General features: G+C 44.2%; 16 protein-coding genes and 1 pseudogene. 6 read left to right on the top strand and 11 right to left on the bottom strand.

Annotated features, from left to right (window positions below; all coding sequences use genetic code 11):
- Window positions 1–165: 165 nt before the first annotated feature.
- From odhB to sdhC, 6 genes are all read right to left on the bottom strand, one after another.
- Complete coding sequence (gene odhB, locus ACOSVQ_RS04385; protein ID WP_491981355.1) at window positions 166–1374, bottom strand: 2-oxoglutarate dehydrogenase complex dihydrolipoyllysine-residue succinyltransferase; 1209 nt, start codon at window positions 1372–1374, stop codon at window positions 166–168.
- A 28-nt stretch (window positions 1375–1402) separates the two neighbouring features.
- On the bottom strand, window positions 1403–4213 hold the full coding sequence (sucA, locus tag ACOSVQ_RS04390) for a 2-oxoglutarate dehydrogenase E1 component (RefSeq protein WP_491981356.1): 2811 nt from the start codon (window positions 4211–4213) through the stop codon (window positions 1403–1405).
- An 89-nt stretch (window positions 4214–4302) separates the two neighbouring features.
- A complete protein-coding gene (locus ACOSVQ_RS04395) occupies window positions 4303–5013 on the bottom strand; it encodes a succinate dehydrogenase iron-sulfur subunit (RefSeq protein WP_491981357.1) in 711 nt (236 codons plus the stop codon).
- A 14-nt stretch (window positions 5014–5027) separates the two neighbouring features.
- Window positions 5028–6794, bottom strand: coding sequence for a succinate dehydrogenase flavoprotein subunit (sdhA, locus tag ACOSVQ_RS04400; RefSeq protein WP_491981358.1), 1767 nt, complete (start codon window positions 6792–6794; stop codon window positions 5028–5030).
- On the bottom strand, window positions 6795–7139 hold the full coding sequence (gene sdhD / locus ACOSVQ_RS04405; protein WP_491981359.1) for a succinate dehydrogenase, hydrophobic membrane anchor protein: 345 nt from the start codon (window positions 7137–7139) through the stop codon (window positions 6795–6797).
- Window positions 7133–7525, bottom strand: coding sequence for a succinate dehydrogenase cytochrome b556 subunit (gene sdhC / locus ACOSVQ_RS04410; RefSeq protein ID WP_042483914.1), 393 nt, complete (start codon window positions 7523–7525; stop codon window positions 7133–7135). Before sdhC ends, sdhD begins: the two co-directional genes overlap by 7 nt.
- Window positions 7526–7920: 395 nt before the next feature.
- Between sdhC and ACOSVQ_RS04415 the strand changes: the two genes are divergently transcribed.
- Window positions 7921–9210 (top strand): citrate synthase, encoded by a 1290-nt coding sequence (locus ACOSVQ_RS04415; RefSeq protein WP_491981360.1) that lies wholly within the window; start codon window positions 7921–7923, stop codon window positions 9208–9210.
- Window positions 9149–9277, top strand: a pseudogene (locus tag ACOSVQ_RS04420) (hypothetical protein); the annotation flags it as partial. The gene ACOSVQ_RS04415 and the pseudogene ACOSVQ_RS04420, both read left to right, overlap by 62 nt.
- A 12-nt stretch (window positions 9278–9289) precedes the next feature.
- On the opposite strand, the gene ACOSVQ_RS04425 reads toward ACOSVQ_RS04420, so the two are convergent.
- The gene (locus tag ACOSVQ_RS04425) at window positions 9290–10048 is read right to left on the bottom strand and encodes a Nif3-like dinuclear metal center hexameric protein (RefSeq protein ID WP_491981361.1); all 759 of its coding nucleotides are present in this window, start codon (window positions 10046–10048) and stop codon (window positions 9290–9292) included.
- Window positions 10049–10142: 94 nt separating this feature from the next.
- Here ACOSVQ_RS04425 and ACOSVQ_RS04430 point away from each other — a divergent pair, with 94 nt between their 5' ends.
- The gene (locus ACOSVQ_RS04430) at window positions 10143–10904 is read left to right on the top strand and encodes a DUF1853 family protein (protein ID WP_491981362.1); all 762 of its coding nucleotides are present in this window, start codon (window positions 10143–10145) and stop codon (window positions 10902–10904) included.
- 69 nt (window positions 10905–10973) lie between these two features.
- Here the strand turns inward: ACOSVQ_RS04430 and pgm are convergent, their stop codons facing one another.
- Both pgm and seqA read right to left on the bottom strand, forming a co-directional pair.
- Window positions 10974–12620 carry a phosphoglucomutase (alpha-D-glucose-1,6-bisphosphate-dependent) gene (gene pgm, locus ACOSVQ_RS04435; RefSeq protein WP_491981363.1) on the bottom strand — a complete coding sequence of 549 codons (1647 nt, stop codon included), beginning with the start codon at window positions 12618–12620 and terminating at the stop codon, window positions 10974–10976.
- Between the two features lie 143 nt (window positions 12621–12763).
- Entirely contained in the window at window positions 12764–13351 is a 588-nt protein-coding gene (gene seqA / locus ACOSVQ_RS04440; protein WP_491981364.1) for a replication initiation negative regulator SeqA, read from the bottom strand.
- 92 nt (window positions 13352–13443) lie between these two features.
- Between seqA and ACOSVQ_RS04445 the strand changes: the two genes are divergently transcribed.
- The 3 genes from ACOSVQ_RS04445 to fldA all read left to right on the top strand — a co-directional run bounded on the left by ACOSVQ_RS04445 (window position 13444) and on the right by fldA (window position 15131).
- Window positions 13444–14208: an alpha/beta fold hydrolase gene (locus tag ACOSVQ_RS04445; RefSeq protein ID WP_491981365.1), complete on the top strand. Its 765-nt coding sequence runs from the start codon at window positions 13444–13446 to the stop codon at window positions 14206–14208.
- A gap of 116 nt (window positions 14209–14324) precedes the next feature.
- Window positions 14325–14546, top strand: coding sequence for a DUF2788 domain-containing protein (locus tag ACOSVQ_RS04450; protein WP_117233393.1), 222 nt, complete (start codon window positions 14325–14327; stop codon window positions 14544–14546).
- A 57-nt stretch (window positions 14547–14603) separates the two neighbouring features.
- Window positions 14604–15131 carry a flavodoxin FldA gene (gene fldA / locus ACOSVQ_RS04455; protein ID WP_491981366.1) on the top strand — a complete coding sequence of 176 codons (528 nt, stop codon included), beginning with the start codon at window positions 14604–14606 and terminating at the stop codon, window positions 15129–15131.
- 89 nt (window positions 15132–15220) lie between these two features.
- Here the strand turns inward: fldA and ACOSVQ_RS04460 are convergent, their stop codons facing one another.
- Together ACOSVQ_RS04460 and ACOSVQ_RS04465 are read right to left on the bottom strand one after the other, a co-directional pair.
- Window positions 15221–15910, bottom strand: coding sequence for an LrgB family protein (locus ACOSVQ_RS04460; RefSeq protein WP_491981367.1), 690 nt, complete (start codon window positions 15908–15910; stop codon window positions 15221–15223).
- A complete protein-coding gene (locus ACOSVQ_RS04465; protein WP_491981368.1) occupies window positions 15903–16322 on the bottom strand; it encodes a CidA/LrgA family protein in 420 nt (139 codons plus the stop codon). The genes ACOSVQ_RS04460 and ACOSVQ_RS04465 overlap by 8 nt, the downstream gene beginning before the upstream one ends.
- Between the last annotated feature and the right edge of the window lie 65 nt (window positions 16323–16387).

Here is a 16387-nt window from a genome sequence, read left to right on the forward strand (position 1 = left end):
TTGTTTATTTTTATCCTATAGAGCTCTTTGTAGCGTCTTGAGGCTGAGCTTTACGTACGTAGGGTCACTCTTGAGCGAGCGGCCAATTGGCCAAAAAGCCAGGCTAGATGTTGAGCGTATCTAGCCCTGTTGCGAAAAGGCTTAGAAAACTAAGCCTTTTACACATTACACGTCTAGCAGTAGACGTGCTGGATCTTCTAGTAGTTCCTTAACGGTTACTAGGAAACCTACTGACTCACGACCATCGATTAAACGGTGATCGTAAGATAGAGCTAGGTACATCATTGGCAGAATTTCAATCTTACCGTCCACTACCATCGCGCGATCTTGAATTTTGTGCATACCCAAAATTGCTGCTTGTGGTGGGTTAATGATTGGCGTAGACATCAGAGAACCAAATACACCACCGTTAGTGATAGTGAAGTTGCCACCCACTAATTCGTCTACTGTCAACTTACCGTCACGACCTTTAAGTGCAAGTTCCTTGATACCTTTTTCTACTTGAGCAAAGCCAAGCGTATCAGCATCTTTAAGAACTGGAGTCACTAAACCACGTGGCGTTGATACAGCGATGCTGATATCAAAGAAGTTGTGGTAAACAATGTCGTCGCCGTCAAGAGAAGCATTCACTTCTGGATAACGTTTTAGAGCTTCTGTCACTGCTTTAACGTAGAAAGACATAAAGCCTAGACGAATACCGTGACGCTTCTCGAACTGGTCTTGATACTGTGCACGAAGATCCATAATTGGCTTCATGTTCACTTCGTTGAACGTTGTCAACATAGCTGTGCTGTTCTTTGCTTCCAACAGACGCTCTGCGATACGCTTACGAAGGCGAGTCATTGGTACACGTTTTTCGCTACGTGCTGCAACCGGAGCAGGTGCTGCTGCTTCAGCAGGTGCTGCTGGTTTAGCCTTGTTCTTAGCTAGATGCGCATCGATATCTTCACGAGTAATACGGCCACCTACACCAGAACCTTTCACATCGCTAGCTTCTAGGTTGTGCTCTGCAAGTAGACGACGAACAGCTGGGCTAAGTGCATCGTTAGTTTCTTCAGTCAACGTCGCTTTGTGGCGTTTATCTGGAGACGCTTCACTTGAATCGGCAGTATCTTTCGTTGGCTCACCAGCTACAACCCCAGGAGTTAGGCGCGCAAGTAATTGCTTAGATAGAACGGTCGCACCTTCTTCTTCTAGAATCGCTTCTAGAACACCTTCTTCTGGTGCTGGTACTTCCAAAACAACTTTATCCGTTTCAATTTCAACAATCACTTCATCACGAGCAACCATGTCACCCGGTTTTTTGTGCCAAGTCGCAACAGTTGCGTCTGCTACTGATTCAGGTAAGTCTGGAACCAGAATTTCAATTGTCATATCTGTGTCTTCCTTTTACTTCTAGTTCTTAAGCTATGTTCAGAGCGTCATCGACCAACGCTTTCTGTTGCTTCAAGTGTACCGACATGTAGCCTACTGCAGGAGATGCAGAAGCAGGACGGCCCGCATATTTCAAATCGGCACCCGCTGGGATTGCCGCACGGAAATTGTGTTGACTACAGTACCAAGCACCTTGGTTTTGTGGCTCTTCTTGACACCAAACGTAATCAACTGCATTTGTGTACTGTTCGATAGCTGCTTGTACTTCATCGATAGGGAATGGGTACAACTGTTCAATACGAACGATAGCAACATCATCTTGTTCGTTACTACGACGTTGCTCTAGCAAGTCGTAGTAAACCTTACCTGAACAGAACACAACGCGTTTAACATTCGCTGGATTCAAGTCGTCAATTTCACCGATAGCTGGCAAGAATGTACCTTGCGCAAGCTCTTCCATGCTTGAAACACACAGTGGGTGACGAAGCAATGATTTAGGTGACATAACAACAAGAGGACGACGCATCTTACGTACGACCTGACGACGCAGCATGTGGTAAACCTGTGCTGGTGTAGACGGTACGATAACTTGCATGTTTTGTTCTGCACATAGCTGCAAGTAACGCTCTAGACGTGCAGAGGAGTGCTCTGGGCCTTGACCTTCATAACCGTGAGGTAACAGCATAGTCAAACCACATAAACGAGCCCATTTCTGTTCACCAGAAGAGATGAACTGGTCAATTACAACCTGTGCACCGTTTGCGAAGTCACCAAACTGAGCTTCCCAAATGGTTAAACCACCTGGTTCGGCCGTTGCGTAACCGTATTCAAACGCCAGTACCGCTTCTTCAGACAGCACTGAGTCCAGAACTTCAAAAGGACCTTGGTTATCATGAATGTTCGCTAGCGGAATATAAGTGCTTGCATCTGTTTGGTTGTGTAGAACCGAATGACGGTGGAAGAAAGTACCACGGCCTGAGTCCTGACCAGAGATACGAATACGCTTACCGTTATCAACCAATGTTGCGTAAGCCAACGTTTCTGCCATACCCCAGTCAAGCATCTTCTCGCCAGTGATCATAGACTTACGGTCGTTGTAGATTTTCTCTACACGGCTTTGAAGTTTATGACTTTCTGGGTGTGCGCACGTACGGTTTGCAAGCTCTTTTAGGCGGTCAAGGTCAATTTGGCTGTCCCAATCTATGTTCCAGTCGTGACCTAGGTAAGGCGACCAGTCAACAGAGTGCATTGCCATAGGGCGCCACTCTTTAACAACCACTTCACCACGATCTAGAGCATCACGATATTCATTTACCAACTGAGTGGCTGTTTCAATATCGCTCTCTTTACGATCGATCAGAACGTCTGCGTAAAGCTTACGAGGCGTTGGGTGTTTTTTGATTTTTTGGTACATCAAAGGCTGAGTTGCATTTGGCTCATCTGCCTCGTTGTGACCATGGCGACGGTAACACACTAGGTCAATCACGACGTCACGTTTGAACTCGTTACGGTAATCCAAAGCAATACGTGTCACGAATGCAACAGCCTCTGGATCGTCAGAGTTTACGTGGAAGATTGGTGCCTGAACCATCTTAGCGATGTCAGTACAGTACATGGTAGAACGTGTATCGCGTGGGTTTGAAGTAGTGAAACCAACTTGGTTGTTCACTACAATACGAACCGTACCACCTACACAGTAACCACGAGCCTGAGACATGTTGAATGTTTCAGCAACAACACCTTGACCAGCAACCGCTGAGTCACCGTGAATAGTGATAGGAAGTACTTTGCTACCATCTTCATCGCCTAGGCGATCTTGACGAGCACGCACTGAACCCATAACTACTGGGTTTACGATCTCGAGGTGAGAAGGGTTAAATGCTAGTGCTAAGTGAACATCGCCACCTGGAGTTGCAAAGTCCGCTGAGAAACCTTGGTGATATTTAACGTCACCCGTACCCCATGTTTCATCGTGTTTGCCCGCAAACTCATCAAACAAGTCTTGAGGCTTTTTACCCAACACGTTGACAAGCATGTTCAAACGACCACGGTGCGCCATTCCAATAACCACTTCACGCATACCGTTTTTACCAGCATGACGGATCAGTTCTTTTGTCATTGGGATTAATGCGTCACCACCTTCCAGTGAGAATCGTTTCGCGCCTGGGAATTTTGCGCCTAAATAGCGCTCAAGGCCTTCCGCTGCGGTTAATTCATCAAGGAAAGTACTCTTCTCTTCAAGAGTAAAAGATGGCTGACCGACAACAGACTCTAGACGTTGTTGGATCCAACGCTTTTGCTCTGTGTCTGTCATGTGCATGTATTCTGCACCGATAGAACCACAATAAGTCTGTTCTAGAGATTTGTAGATATCCTTTAACTTCATTGTTTCTGCGCCTACGGCAAAAGAACCAACGTTAAAGGTTTCTTCCATATCGTCTTCAGTAAGATTGTGGAATGCAGGTTCCAATTCCGCCACTGGTGGGCGTTTCCACAAATTTAGAGGGTCTAGTTTTGCAGCTTCATGTCCGCGGAAACGGTAAGCATTGATAAGCTGTAATACTTTTACTTGTTTTGCATCGACTTCGGGGTCACTAACTTGGACATTGTAATGCTTTGTCTCTTGAGCGAGTCGTCGGAAGTAATCACGGACACGTGAATGCGGCTGTTCAACCACATTTTCAGGTTGAGCAGGCAACCCATCAAAAACACGTTTCCACTCCTCACTTACCAGATCGGGATCACTTAGATACAGTTCGTAGATATCTTCTACGTAAGTTGCATTGGCGCCAGCCAAGTGTGAAGACTCGAGCCATGCCTTCATCACGCCGTTGTGCATTATATTCCCTTAACCAGTAGTTTCACGTTTGCTGCGGTCTACGCCGAGCTACAAAGGCAGGCCCTAAGGCCTGCAATCTTGTGACTATTTTAAACAGAACGATTAATCAGCATAGATTTAATATGGCCGATTGCTTTCGTCGGATTTAACCCTTTAGGACAAACACTTACACAGTTCATGATGCCATGGCAACGAAAAACGCTAAATGCATCATCAAGATTAGATAAGCGTTCATCTGTAGCTGTATCACGGCTATCAATTAACCAGCGGTAAGCGGCTAAAAGACCTGCAGGACCAATAAACTTATCAGGGTTCCACCAGAACGAAGGACATGAGGTTGTACAACATGCACACATGATACATTCGTACAGACCATCTAAATGAGCACGCTCTTCAGGAGACTGTAAGTTTTCACGTGAAGGTGGCAATTCACCTTCAGAGATCAGGAACGGTTTTACTTTTGCGTAGTTGTCGTAGAACTGGGTCATATCAACGATCAAGTCACGAACAACTGGCAAACCAGGCAGTGGACGAATCACAATTTTGCTGCCTTTAAGAGCAGACAATGGAGTGATACAAGCCAGACCATTTTTACCATTCATGTTTAAACCATCGGAACCACAAACACCTTCACGACATGAGCGGCGGAAAGCGATTGTAGGATCTTGTTCTTTCAGCAAAATAAGTGCATCGAGAACCATCATATCCGAGCCATCTTCGACTTCAAGCACATAGTCTTTCATATACGGCTTGTTGTCTACATCTGGATTGTAACGATACAAAGAGAAGTTCAATTTCATTGGTTAATCCTCCCTTAGTACGTACGGATTTTTGGAGGGAACGCTTCGCGATGTACAGGCGTCATGTTTACATCACGCTTGCTCATCTGTTCCGTCTCTGGGTTGTAGATAGAGTGGCATAGCCAGTTAGCATCATCACGATCTGGGAAGTCAAAACGAGCATGTGCGCCACGGCTTTCTGTACGGTAGTTCGCTGCAACTGCTGTAGAGAATGCTGTTTCCATCAAGTTATCTAGCTCTAAACACTCGATACGTTGGGTGTTGAACTCAGAAGACTTATCCGATAGATGTGCATCTTTCAGACGTTCACGAATCACTTTCAGCTCTTCTAGGCCTTGTGCCATTGCATCGCCTTCACGGAATACCGAGAAGCTGTTTTGCATGCAACGTTGTAAATCTTTACGGATTTGGAATGGGTCTTCGCCACCTTTGCTGTTTTCCCAACGCATAGTACGAGCGAGAGATGCTTCGATATCCGATTGCGTTGCTGGACGAGCTTCAGTTTGAGCTGCAAGCGTTTCACCTAAGTGAAGACCTGTTGCGCGACCGAATACCACTAAGTCAAGCAGTGAGTTACCACCTAGACGGTTTGCACCGTGAACGGATACAGACGCAATCTCACCACAAGCAAACAGACCTTGAACTTCCATATCTCGACCAGAAGCATCTTGTTTGATCGCTTGGCCAGAAACTTGAGTTGGTACACCACCCATCATGTAGTGACAAGTTGGGATTACTGGAATTGGCTCTTTCACTGGGTCAACGTGAGCGAAGGTACGAGACAGCTCACAGATACCTGGTAGACGAGACTCAAGCACGTCTTTACCTAGGTGATCCAGTTTCAGTTTAATGTGCGGACCCCATGGACCATCACAGCCACGGCCTTCACGAATTTCAATCATCATTGAACGTGCAACAACGTCACGACCTGCAAGGTCTTTTGCGTTTGGAGCATAACGTTCCATGAAACGTTCGCCGTCTTTGTTTAGAAGGTAACCACCTTCACCACGACAACCTTCAGTAACTAATACCCCTGCACCAGCAATACCGGTTGGATGGAACTGCCACATCTCCATGTCTTGCATAGGAACACCAGCACGTAGTGCCATACCTACGCCATCGCCCGTGTTGATGTGAGCGTTAGTAGTAGAAGCATAAATACGGCCTGCACCACCGGTCGCAAGGATCGTTGCTTTAGATTTGAAGTAACAAATCTCTCCGGTTTCCATGCAAAGAGCAGTACAACCTAAGATAGCGCCATCTTGGTTCTTCACGAGATCCAGTGCGTACCACTCAGAGAAAATCGTAGTCTTGTGCTTAATGTTTTGTTGGTAAAGAGTATGCAAAAGTGCGTGACCAGTACGGTCAGCTGCAGCGGCAGTACGAGCAGCCTGCTCACCGCCAAACTCTTTTGATTGACCACCAAACGGACGTTGGTAGATTGAGCCATTGTCGAAACGAGAGAATGGTAAGCCCATACGCTCTAGTTCAATCACTGACTCAGGACCATTTTTACACATGTACTCGATAGCATTTTGGTCACCGATGTAATCAGAACCTTTAACGGTATCGTACATGTGCCACTGCCAGTCATCTTTGTGTGAGTTACCTAACGCTACGGTAATACCACCTTGCGCAGACACAGTGTGTGAACGAGTTGGGAATACTTTAGACAGCAAAGCACACGATAGGCCTTGCTCTGAAATTTGCAGTGCTGCGCGCATGCCAGCACCACCAGCGCCGATTACTACGGCATCAAACTCACGAACAGGAATAGTCACTTACGCACCCCACAAAACAAACAGGCCAGAGAAGAAGTATCCAAATAGAATTGCAATGACGACTAATTGAAGTCCGCCACGAAGCTTTGAACACTTCACGTAGTCAGTCAGTACTTGCCATAAACCAATCCAGCCATGAATAAGTACAGAAACTAACGCCAACATTGTGAAGACTTTTGTAAACGTACCCCCAAAGAATGCTGTCCATGAGGTGTACGAGATATCAGTGAACGCACAGAAGCTCACTAAATAGATCGTATAAAGAGTCATGATGATCGCGGTAGCGCGAATAAGTAAGAAATCATGAACTCCATTGCGACCGAATGAAGAAACGTTTTTTACCATACCAAAATCCCCGCCAATACAGATAGAACGGCCGTTGCACCAAAGGCAACTTTCGCACTCATTGCCCCAGACTCAAGTTCCTCGAAATGACCTAGATCCATCAATAGATGACGAATACCACCAGCAATGTGGTAGGCCAAAGCGGTTAAAATGCCCCAAAGAATAAACTTGGCAAAGAAACCACCAACAAGATGACTCGCGTCCATGAAGCCTTGTGGCGAAGATAATGATAAGGATAATAACCAAAGCAGGATGCCGACTGCTACAAACGTAATAACCCCAGACACACGGTGAAGGATTGATGCGATTGCGCTAATCGGAAAGCTAATGGTCTGTAAATCTAAATTAACAGGTCTTGACTTTCTTTCTTTCACGGGCTTGCTCACTCAGCTCCATTGAGCATTTATAGTTATGAATGTTTTTTGGTTGCAAAAGCTACAAAACTTAACATTTACTTAACAAATTACCGCTATATTCGACGCTTAAATTGTAAAAAAAATGTTAACACCAAGATTAAAAACGTCTCGTTCTATTTGTTTCTAGCCTTGAATTTATAAGGTTTCCACCAAAAATAACTGCGCCAATATACGGCTGGCAACATTCTAATACAATTGATGTAACAATTTTTGCTACATAGAACAGATTTTTAACTTTATATGTATAAAAAATCAAAGAAAGTGCACACATCAGATGAAGAAAATTGACTTTGATGTGGATCAGACGTAAAAAAAGGCACACAAAACATCCTGGACGGATTAAATAATAAACAAAGGAGATTGTTATGGCAGATAAGAAAGCGACCCTTCATATTGAAGGCAAAGCGCCAATTGAACTGCCGATTATGGACGGGAGTATCGGCCCACAAGTAATCGACGTTCGCAAACTTGGAGCAAATGGTTACTTCACATTTGACCCGGGTTTTCTTGCCACTGCATCCTGTGAATCTCAAATCACTTACATCGACGGCGACAAAGGTGTTCTTCTACACCGCGGTTACCCAATCGATCAATTAGCCAATAACGCCGACTATTTAGAAGTGTGTTACATCCTTCTTTACGGTGAAGCCCCTACTCGTGAAAAATATGAAGAGTTCAAGCAAATCGTAACTCGTCACACTATGGTTCATGAGCAAATTGCGAGCTTCTTCCACGGCTTCCGTCGTGATGCTCACCCGATGGCAGTTATGTGTGGCGTAGTTGGTGCTCTTGCAGCCTTCTACCATGATTCTTTAGACATCAATAATGACCAACACCGTGAAATCGCGGCATACCGTCTACTGTCTAAAATGCCAACCTTGGCAGCAATGTGTTACAAGTACTCTGTAGGTCAACCATTCATTTACCCACGTAATGATCTTGGCTATGCAGAAAACTTCCTACACATGATGTTTGCAACACCATGTGAAGAATATGACGTTAACCCTGTGGTTGCTCGCGCGATGGATAAAATCTTTACCCTTCACGCTGACCACGAGCAAAACGCATCAACTTCAACAGTGCGTCTGGCCGGCTCTTCTGGTGCTAACCCGTTCGCATGTATTGCTGCTGGTATCGCATCTCTATGGGGTCCAGCTCACGGCGGTGCAAACGAAGCATGTTTACGCATGCTTGAAGAAATTGGTTCTGTAGACAAGATTCCTGAGTATGTTGAACGTGCTAAGGATAAGGATGACCCGTTCCGTCTAATGGGCTTCGGTCACCGTGTTTACAAAAACTACGACCCTCGTGCAACTGTTATGCGCGAAGCATGTCACGATGTGCTTAAAGAGCTAAACATCAAAGATCCACTATTGGATGTTGCGATGGAGCTTGAGCGTATCGCGCTGTCTGATGAATACTTCATCGAGAAGAAACTTTACCCTAACGTAGACTTCTACTCAGGTATCATTCTGAAAGCTATCGGCATTCCAGTATCTATGTTCACTGTAATCTTTGCGATGTCTCGTACTATCGGTTGGATTGCACACTGGAACGAAATGCACAGCGACCCACAAAACCGTATCGGCCGACCACGTCAGCTATATACTGGTCTTAAAATGCGTGATTTCGAGCCTCTACACGAGCGCGAGTAACTCCGTATTAATACGTAATAAGAAAAGAGCGAGAATTTATCTCGCTCTTTTCATTTCATCTAAATAGGTTCGTGATCTGTTAGACCGGATTATCAATATCGATAAAAGTCACATCAAATCCGTGTTGTCTTGCTAGCCATTCACCAAGCGCTTTAATGCCATAGCGTTCAGTTGCATGATGACCTGCAGCAAAATAGTGAATGTTAAGCTCTCTTGCTGAATAAGTTGTTCTTTCGGAAATCTCACCAGAAATAAAAGCATCCATTCCTTGCGATGCAGCCAGTTCAATAAAATCTTGACCACCACCAGTGCACCAGCCGACTTGCTTGATTGTTTTATCCGCCAATTCTGGAGAAATATGCATTGGTTCGCGATTAAGTACAGTTGCAATACGCTGCGCGAGTTCAGTACCTGTCATTTCGTTCTTCAACGAACCATACATCGCAACAGATTGCGGATGCCCTTCTAAACCACCTAGAACTTCGATATCTAACAGCTGTGCCAGTTGTGCGTTATTGCCTAACTCAGGGTGAATATCGAGCGGTAAGTGATAGGCAAATAAGTTGATATCTTTTTTTATTAACGAACGAATGCGTTCACCTTTCATGCCTCGAATCGCTTCACTTTCACCTTTCCAGAAATAGCCGTGATGAACCAAAATAGCATCCGCATTAAGCTTTATCGCCTCATCAATTAGCGCTTTCGATGCTGTCACGCCCGTGACTATTTTTTTGATTTCTTTTCGACCTTCCACTTGAAGACCATTAGGACAATAATCTTTAATTAATTGCGGAGAGAGAGTCGCGTTCAATAACGCTTCAAACTGTAAATTATTCATCTCAAATTCCATTGCTTAATGGGTATGACGAGGTTATAACAATTTCAGAATAAATTGTCGAAATATGTGCGGGTAACTATATGGATATAACACCATGGATATAAAACCGTTAATTGATTGGGTAACGACAACTCCGTCAATATTTAAGGCTTCACCACCGATAGCTAGCAAAGTGCCGTTTTCTAAACCGACACAAACAAAATGGTCAGCATATCAAGGCAATCAAAGACTCGGATTTATATACCAACATCTGTGTTCAGAGCTTTTCAAATCAACACCAACTTACAGTGCGATTGCGGAAGAAATACAGCTTGTTCACGAAGGCAAAACTTTAGGCTCTGTTGATTTCATTCTCAAAAACCGCAAAACAGAACAATTTGAACACTGGGAAGTGGCAGTAAAATTTTATTTGCTCCACCAAGGACTTTGGTTCGGTCCGAATGCTGAAGATAGACTGGACTTAAAACTGTCCCATATGCTTAACCATCAGTTGCCGCTATCAAGCACAGAGCAGTTCTCACAGATTCACCCACTGTGGTCGAATGCCTCTCAACATCTGCTTATGCAAGGGCGCTTATATATCAATCCATTTACGCCAGAATCGATACCAAATGAATGCTTAGGATTTACTATCAATCCTGACCAGATTCAAGGTCGTTGGTGTTATCAATCACAAGCTCACTTGATTGAAGAGCCACTTTATTTACTCGATAAAGCTCAGTGGTTAACGGGCAGAAATGAAACCTCAAAACCTTATTCTGATATGCAAGATGGATTCGTACATTGCCAATCAGAGTCCGGAGTATTTTGGTTTATTTTGCCAGAGACTTGGCCAAAACAAGACCAACCCAATTAACGTTCCATTTCTAAATGTAAAAAAGAGAGGCGCACTAGTCGCCTCTCTTTTTTAATCACTATAGAAAAATCACAAACCTGCGGCTTTAAACACCTGATTCACAATTTCTTGTGCTTCTTTTTCAATCTGAGCTAAGTGTTCAGTTCCTTTAAAGCTCTCACAGTAAATCTTATAGATATCTTCTGTACCTGACGGACGAGCCGCGAACCAGCCAAAATCAGTTGTTACTTTCAAACCACCGATTGCCGCACCATTGCCAGGAGCATGAGTAAGACGCGCGGTAATTGGATCGCCAGCCAGTGTTTGCGCAGCAACCATTTCTGCCGACAACTTACTTAATACATCTTTCTGCGGGCCGTTTGCTACGGCCTGAATACGGTTGTAGCTAGATTCACCGTGTTTAGACGCTAACTCATCGTAGTACTGTTGAGGATTCTTACCGGTTACCGCAGTAATTTCAGCAGCTAACAGACACAAGATGATGCCGTCTTTATCTGTTGACCAAGGTGTACCATCTTTACGTAAGAATGAAGCTCCAGCACTTTCTTCGCCACCAAAGCCAAATTTGCCGCTGTATAAGCCATCAACAAACCATTTGAAGCCAACCGGTACTTCACACAGTTCACGACCAAGATCCGCCACCACTTTATCGATAATGGCACTTGATACTAAAGTCTTACCTACCGCAACGTCTTTACCCCAGCCTTCACGGTGACGGTATAGGTAATCAATACATACTGCCAAAAAGTGGTTTGGATTCATTAAACCTTTTGGCGTCACAATACCGTGGCGGTCGTAGTCTGGATCATTACCAAATGCCAGATCATATTCATCTTTAAGTGCAAGCAGACCTGCCATCGCATAAGGAGATGAACAGTCCATACGAACAACGCCGTCTTTATCTAAAGACATAAACTGGAATGTTGGGTCAATCGCTTCACTAACCAGCGTTAGATCTAGATTGTAGGCTTTGCCAATTTGACGCCAGTAATCAATGCCGCTTCCGCCTAATGGATCAACACCTATTTTTAGATTCGCTTTTTGAATCGCTTCCATATCGATAACATTTACAAGGTCATCAATATAAGGTTTAACCAAATCCACTTGCTTAAATAGCGGTGATTGTTTCGCTTCGCTAATTGCTACACGCTTAACGTCAGCCATGCCAGCAGCGATGATTGCGTTTGCGCGATCTTCAATCGCTTTTGTTAACTGACCTTCCGCAGGGCCACCGTGCGTAGGGTTATATTTGATACCGCCATCTTGCGGTGGATTGTGAGAAGGAGTGATCACAATACCGTCTGCTTTCGCATCATGCTTCAAGTTGTAAGTCAGGATTGCGTGGGAAACACCTGGCGTCGGAGTATAACCATTGTTCTCTTGAACAATCACTTCAATGCCATTGGCAATCAAGACTTCAAGCACAGAGCTGAACGCAGGCTCAGAAAGAGCGTGTGTGTCTTTACCAACAAATAATGGACCCGTTGTTCCTTGAGCAGCACGCACTTCAACTACGGCCTGTGCAATCGCTAAAATATGATTTTCATTGAAGGTTGATTTATCCGCCGTACCGCGGTGACCTGATGTACCAAACTCGACCTTGTGGGCAGGATTGCTTGGATCCGGTTGAAGTAGGAAGTAATTTGCGACTAGCGCCGGAATGTTATGTAAATCTTGCTGTTGCGCTTTCTGTCCTGCACGAGGGTGCATAGCCATTGTGACATCCTTTCTAAAATTCAGACAAAATAAAACCTCATAATACGAACTTTGGATTGTGCATTATGAGGTTTAAATCAGACTTTTTTGTTTTTCAAGTTCGAGAAATCGATCGCGCTTTTCTCGTTAAGCAACAACTCGTCTTAAATAGAGTTAGTCACTTTCTCGATAATGTCTGCAGGGAAATTCATCAGCGTCATCACTTGCTCAACCATTTGCTGCTTGCGGCTAGTGTTGTTGTTAGTGATAACCCAGAATGGTGTGTTTGGAATCGCTTTTGGCTTAGTCGTTTGACCATTCGCCAGCAAAGTCTGTTCGTTATCTGCAAAATAAACACGTTTGCGACCTTTCACCGACATCGCATCCGAGAAGCTTGCTGAGTCAATACGGTAAAGTGTAGACAGCACCAACATAAAGCGATCTACCGCTTTCTTCAATTCTGCAAACTCGTCAGAAATAAGTAGAGTGCGCATCTCTTTTACGCTATCCACTTTGGTTTCTTGCACTGCATCTTTACTTACAATTGTACCTTGTTGAACAGGGATACCTTGTTGAGCTGGGATACCTTTCGGTTCAGCAGCCATAACAGGAGCTTCTGGCTTTGCAGAAGATGTACTCTTGCTATTTACATCCAACAGACGGCGCAAAATATCAGACGCGCTCTCACCGATATGAAGGGTTTGACCCGCGATGTAGCGGTATAGATCCTCATCAACCTCTATTGTTTTCATTCGCTTTTCACAATCTCAATGTTTAAACTCTGGGGGATTATAGCGAGATCTTCGCCGAGACTCTACGTTAAACCAATCACTAATAAGATAAAATGTCAGCACTTCTAAATTATAAACTCGAAGGTGAGGGTCACACCGTTGTTTTGATCCACGGCTTGTTCGGTAACTTAGACAACTTGGGGCTACTCGCGCGTGATCTGAAAATCGATCACCAAGTGTTGAGTATTGACTTGAGAAACCATGGACAATCTTTCCATAGTGACGAGCATGACTACTCATTGATGGCTGCCGATGTAAAACAGCTTCTAGAATCACTTAACATCGACAAATCGATTGTCATTGGTCATTCTATGGGTGGCAAAGTGGCTATGAAACTCGCGGATATCTCCCCCGAAAAAGTGGAAAAGCTCATTGTGCTGGATATGTCGCCAGTTAAATATACTAAGCGTAAACATGATGCCGTCATTGCAGGTTTAGATTCCGTTCTTGAGAGCAAACCAACATCTCGCAGTGAAGTGATGGACCTGTTAGCTCAGCACATAGAAGAAGATGGCGTACGTCAGTTTTTGGGTAAGTCTCTCACCAAAAAAGATGATCATATGACTTGGCGGTTCAACGTACCGAGCATCAAGCAAAATTACTGGAATATTATTGGTTGGGAGCCAATTGAACCTTCTGATGTTCCAACACTCTTTATTAAAGGTGGAAATTCGGATTATTTGACGTCCGAGCATCAACCGCAAATTCAAGCGCAATTTAAACAGGCGAAAGCACATGTTATTGCTAACACAGGTCACTGGCTACACGCTGAAAAGCCGGCTGAAGTGCTACGAGCAATTCGTAAGTTTATTGACTAAAGAGCAATTAATAACCAATAAGCAAGGTAAGTGTGAATTCGGTAATGTTGCATCCATTAACTTTGCTTAATAACAGTGGTATAGTGCGCGCAAGCAAATTGGCATAAAGGATACCCATGCTGTACGACTACATGAATGTGCTCGAATCAATCGGGCTCGACTTGCTTTTTGCATCTATATTTTTCTTAATCGGGATGGCGATTAAAGATGTTTTAAAACAAGGCAACGTTCCCGTTTTTGGCCGTCGTATTGTTTGGTTAGTTCTATTTTTAGGTTGTGCCGGATTTATCGCGAAAGGTCTTATCCAACTCAGTTGGGAAGGCACAGGTCTGGGTTAATTCATCCCAGCTTTTCGATTTCCCCGCAACCCATAACAATTTAAAGGTAAAGGCTCTATGGCAAGTGTAGGTATCTTCTTTGGTAGCGATACAGGTAACACCGAAGCGATTGCAAAGATGATTCAAAAACAACTCGGTAAAAATCTGGTTCATGTTCAAGATATTGCTAAAAGCAGCAAAGAGGACATCGATAACTTCGATCTTTTACTTCTAGGTATCCCTACTTGGTACTACGGTGAAGCTCAGTGTGACTGGGATGACTTTTTCCCAGAACTAGAAGCCATTGACTTCTCAACTAAGCTGGTGGCAATTTTTGGCTGTGGTGACCAAGAAGATTACGCAGAATACTTCTGTGATGCGATGGGTACAGTACGTGACATCATTGAAGCTAAAGGTGCAACTATCGTAGGTAACTGGTCTACAGCAGGCTATGAGTTTGAAGCATCAAAAGCACTTGTTGATGAAAACCACTTCGTTGGTTTATGTATCGATGAAGACCGCCAACCTGAATTAACAGAAGAGCGCGTAACCAAGTGGGTACAACAAATTTACGAAGAGATGTGTCTTGCTGAACTTGAAGACTAAGTATTTCGCTTAATGCTTAATGCTTAATATGAAGCCCCTGCATATGCGGGGGCTTTTTATTTTTCCTTTTTAAAACAGTTTTCCGTCAACTACCAAAGCAACTGCCCTATAAAAGGTGCTAGCAATACTGTCACCATTCCAGCAATCATCATCGCAACACTAGAGACAACGCCTTCAGACGATCCCATTTGATACGCTTTCGCAGTTCCGGCACCATGCGCAGAAGCACCTAAACTCGCCCCCTTTCCCATCCGAGTACGAATCGCACATACAGTTAATATCAATTCGCCCATCGCCATGCCGATCAAGCCTGTGATCACCACAAATAATGCCGTTAGATCACTTTGACCACCAATCGACTTTGATGCTTCCACAGCAAAAGGCGTAGTCACAGAGCGCATTGCTAGGCTTCTTTGTAGCAACTCAGAAAGATTAAGCCAGCGAGCCAATAACACGGTTGAACTTACGGCCACAAAAACTGAGACCAAAACACCGACGGATAAAGACAGCCAATGACGCTGAATCAAATATCGGTTGTCATAAATGGGGACAGCGAAGGCAACAGTTGCAGGTCCAAGCATCCACAATAGCCAGTGAGAATCCGTCATGTAATCTTGGTAAGGAATATGGAAACCAATGACGACAGCAACTAACAATAACGGAGCCAGCAAAAGGGGCATCAACAAAATGGTGCGCTTTCGCTTATAGAGCAGCTTACTGGCGTAATAGAAAACAACCGTTAACATCAAGCATAGAACGCCCAATAACGAACTATTCATGAGCATTTACCACGGTGTTAAGGTTGCTTTTTTGACGAGCTCTTTTCAGTTCAAAACGATATAGCTTTTCTACTACCCACGCCGTTGAAGCAATCACTAATACTGTACTGACAACCAGCACAGCCATAATTCTCACCCCTTCTTGCTTTAGCAAATCCTGATAATTGACCACTGCCACGACCGCCGGTACGAAAAACAACAGCATTTCCGCCAACAGCCAAGTTGCACCTTTTCTTAACCATTCAACATTGACGACTTTGCTAAAAATCAAACCAAGCAGTAAAACCAACCCGGTTAAATTAGCTGGTATAGGAAAATGAAACGCTTTCACTAGATAGTCAGAGACTAACCAAACCAAAGCTAATGCAAAGATTTGAAGTAAAGTGAGCAATAAATCGCTTAACTTTTTCATCCGACATTCCTCTACCCTAAAATAACTGTTCTCAGTATATGAAGAGGCAAAACCTTCATAAAATG

Source organism: Vibrio sp. HM8-C (assembly GCF_058630515.1).

Excerpts from the sequence above, each read along its gene's own strand:
- ACOSVQ_RS04445 (WP_491981365.1), top strand. The coding sequence starts at position 13,444 with ATGTCAGCACTTCTAAATTATAAACTCGAAGGTGAGGGTCACACCGTT.
- sucA (WP_491981356.1), bottom strand. The coding sequence starts at position 4,213 with ATGCACAACGGCGTGATGAAGGCATGGCTCGAGTCTTCACACTTGGCT.
- ACOSVQ_RS04460 (WP_491981367.1), bottom strand. The coding sequence starts at position 15,910 with ATGAATAGTTCGTTATTGGGCGTTCTATGCTTGATGTTAACGGTTGTT.
- seqA (WP_491981364.1), bottom strand. The coding sequence starts at position 13,351 with ATGAAAACAATAGAGGTTGATGAGGATCTATACCGCTACATCGCGGGT.
- ACOSVQ_RS04395 (WP_491981357.1), bottom strand. The coding sequence starts at position 5,013 with ATGAAATTGAACTTCTCTTTGTATCGTTACAATCCAGATGTAGACAAC.
- fldA (WP_491981366.1), top strand. The coding sequence starts at position 14,604 with ATGGCAAGTGTAGGTATCTTCTTTGGTAGCGATACAGGTAACACCGAA.
- pgm (WP_491981363.1), bottom strand. The coding sequence starts at position 12,620 with ATGGCTATGCACCCTCGTGCAGGACAGAAAGCGCAACAGCAAGATTTA.
- ACOSVQ_RS04450 (WP_117233393.1), top strand. The coding sequence starts at position 14,325 with ATGCTGTACGACTACATGAATGTGCTCGAATCAATCGGGCTCGACTTG.
- ACOSVQ_RS04465 (WP_491981368.1), bottom strand. The coding sequence starts at position 16,322 with ATGAAAAAGTTAAGCGATTTATTGCTCACTTTACTTCAAATCTTTGCA.
- sdhD (WP_491981359.1), bottom strand. The coding sequence starts at position 7,139 with ATGGTAAAAAACGTTTCTTCATTCGGTCGCAATGGAGTTCATGATTTC.
- odhB (WP_491981355.1), bottom strand. The coding sequence starts at position 1,374 with ATGACAATTGAAATTCTGGTTCCAGACTTACCTGAATCAGTAGCAGAC.
- ACOSVQ_RS04430 (WP_491981362.1), top strand. The coding sequence starts at position 10,143 with ATGGATATAAAACCGTTAATTGATTGGGTAACGACAACTCCGTCAATA.
- ACOSVQ_RS04425 (WP_491981361.1), bottom strand. The coding sequence starts at position 10,048 with ATGAATAATTTACAGTTTGAAGCGTTATTGAACGCGACTCTCTCTCCG.
- ACOSVQ_RS04415 (WP_491981360.1), top strand. The coding sequence starts at position 7,921 with ATGGCAGATAAGAAAGCGACCCTTCATATTGAAGGCAAAGCGCCAATT.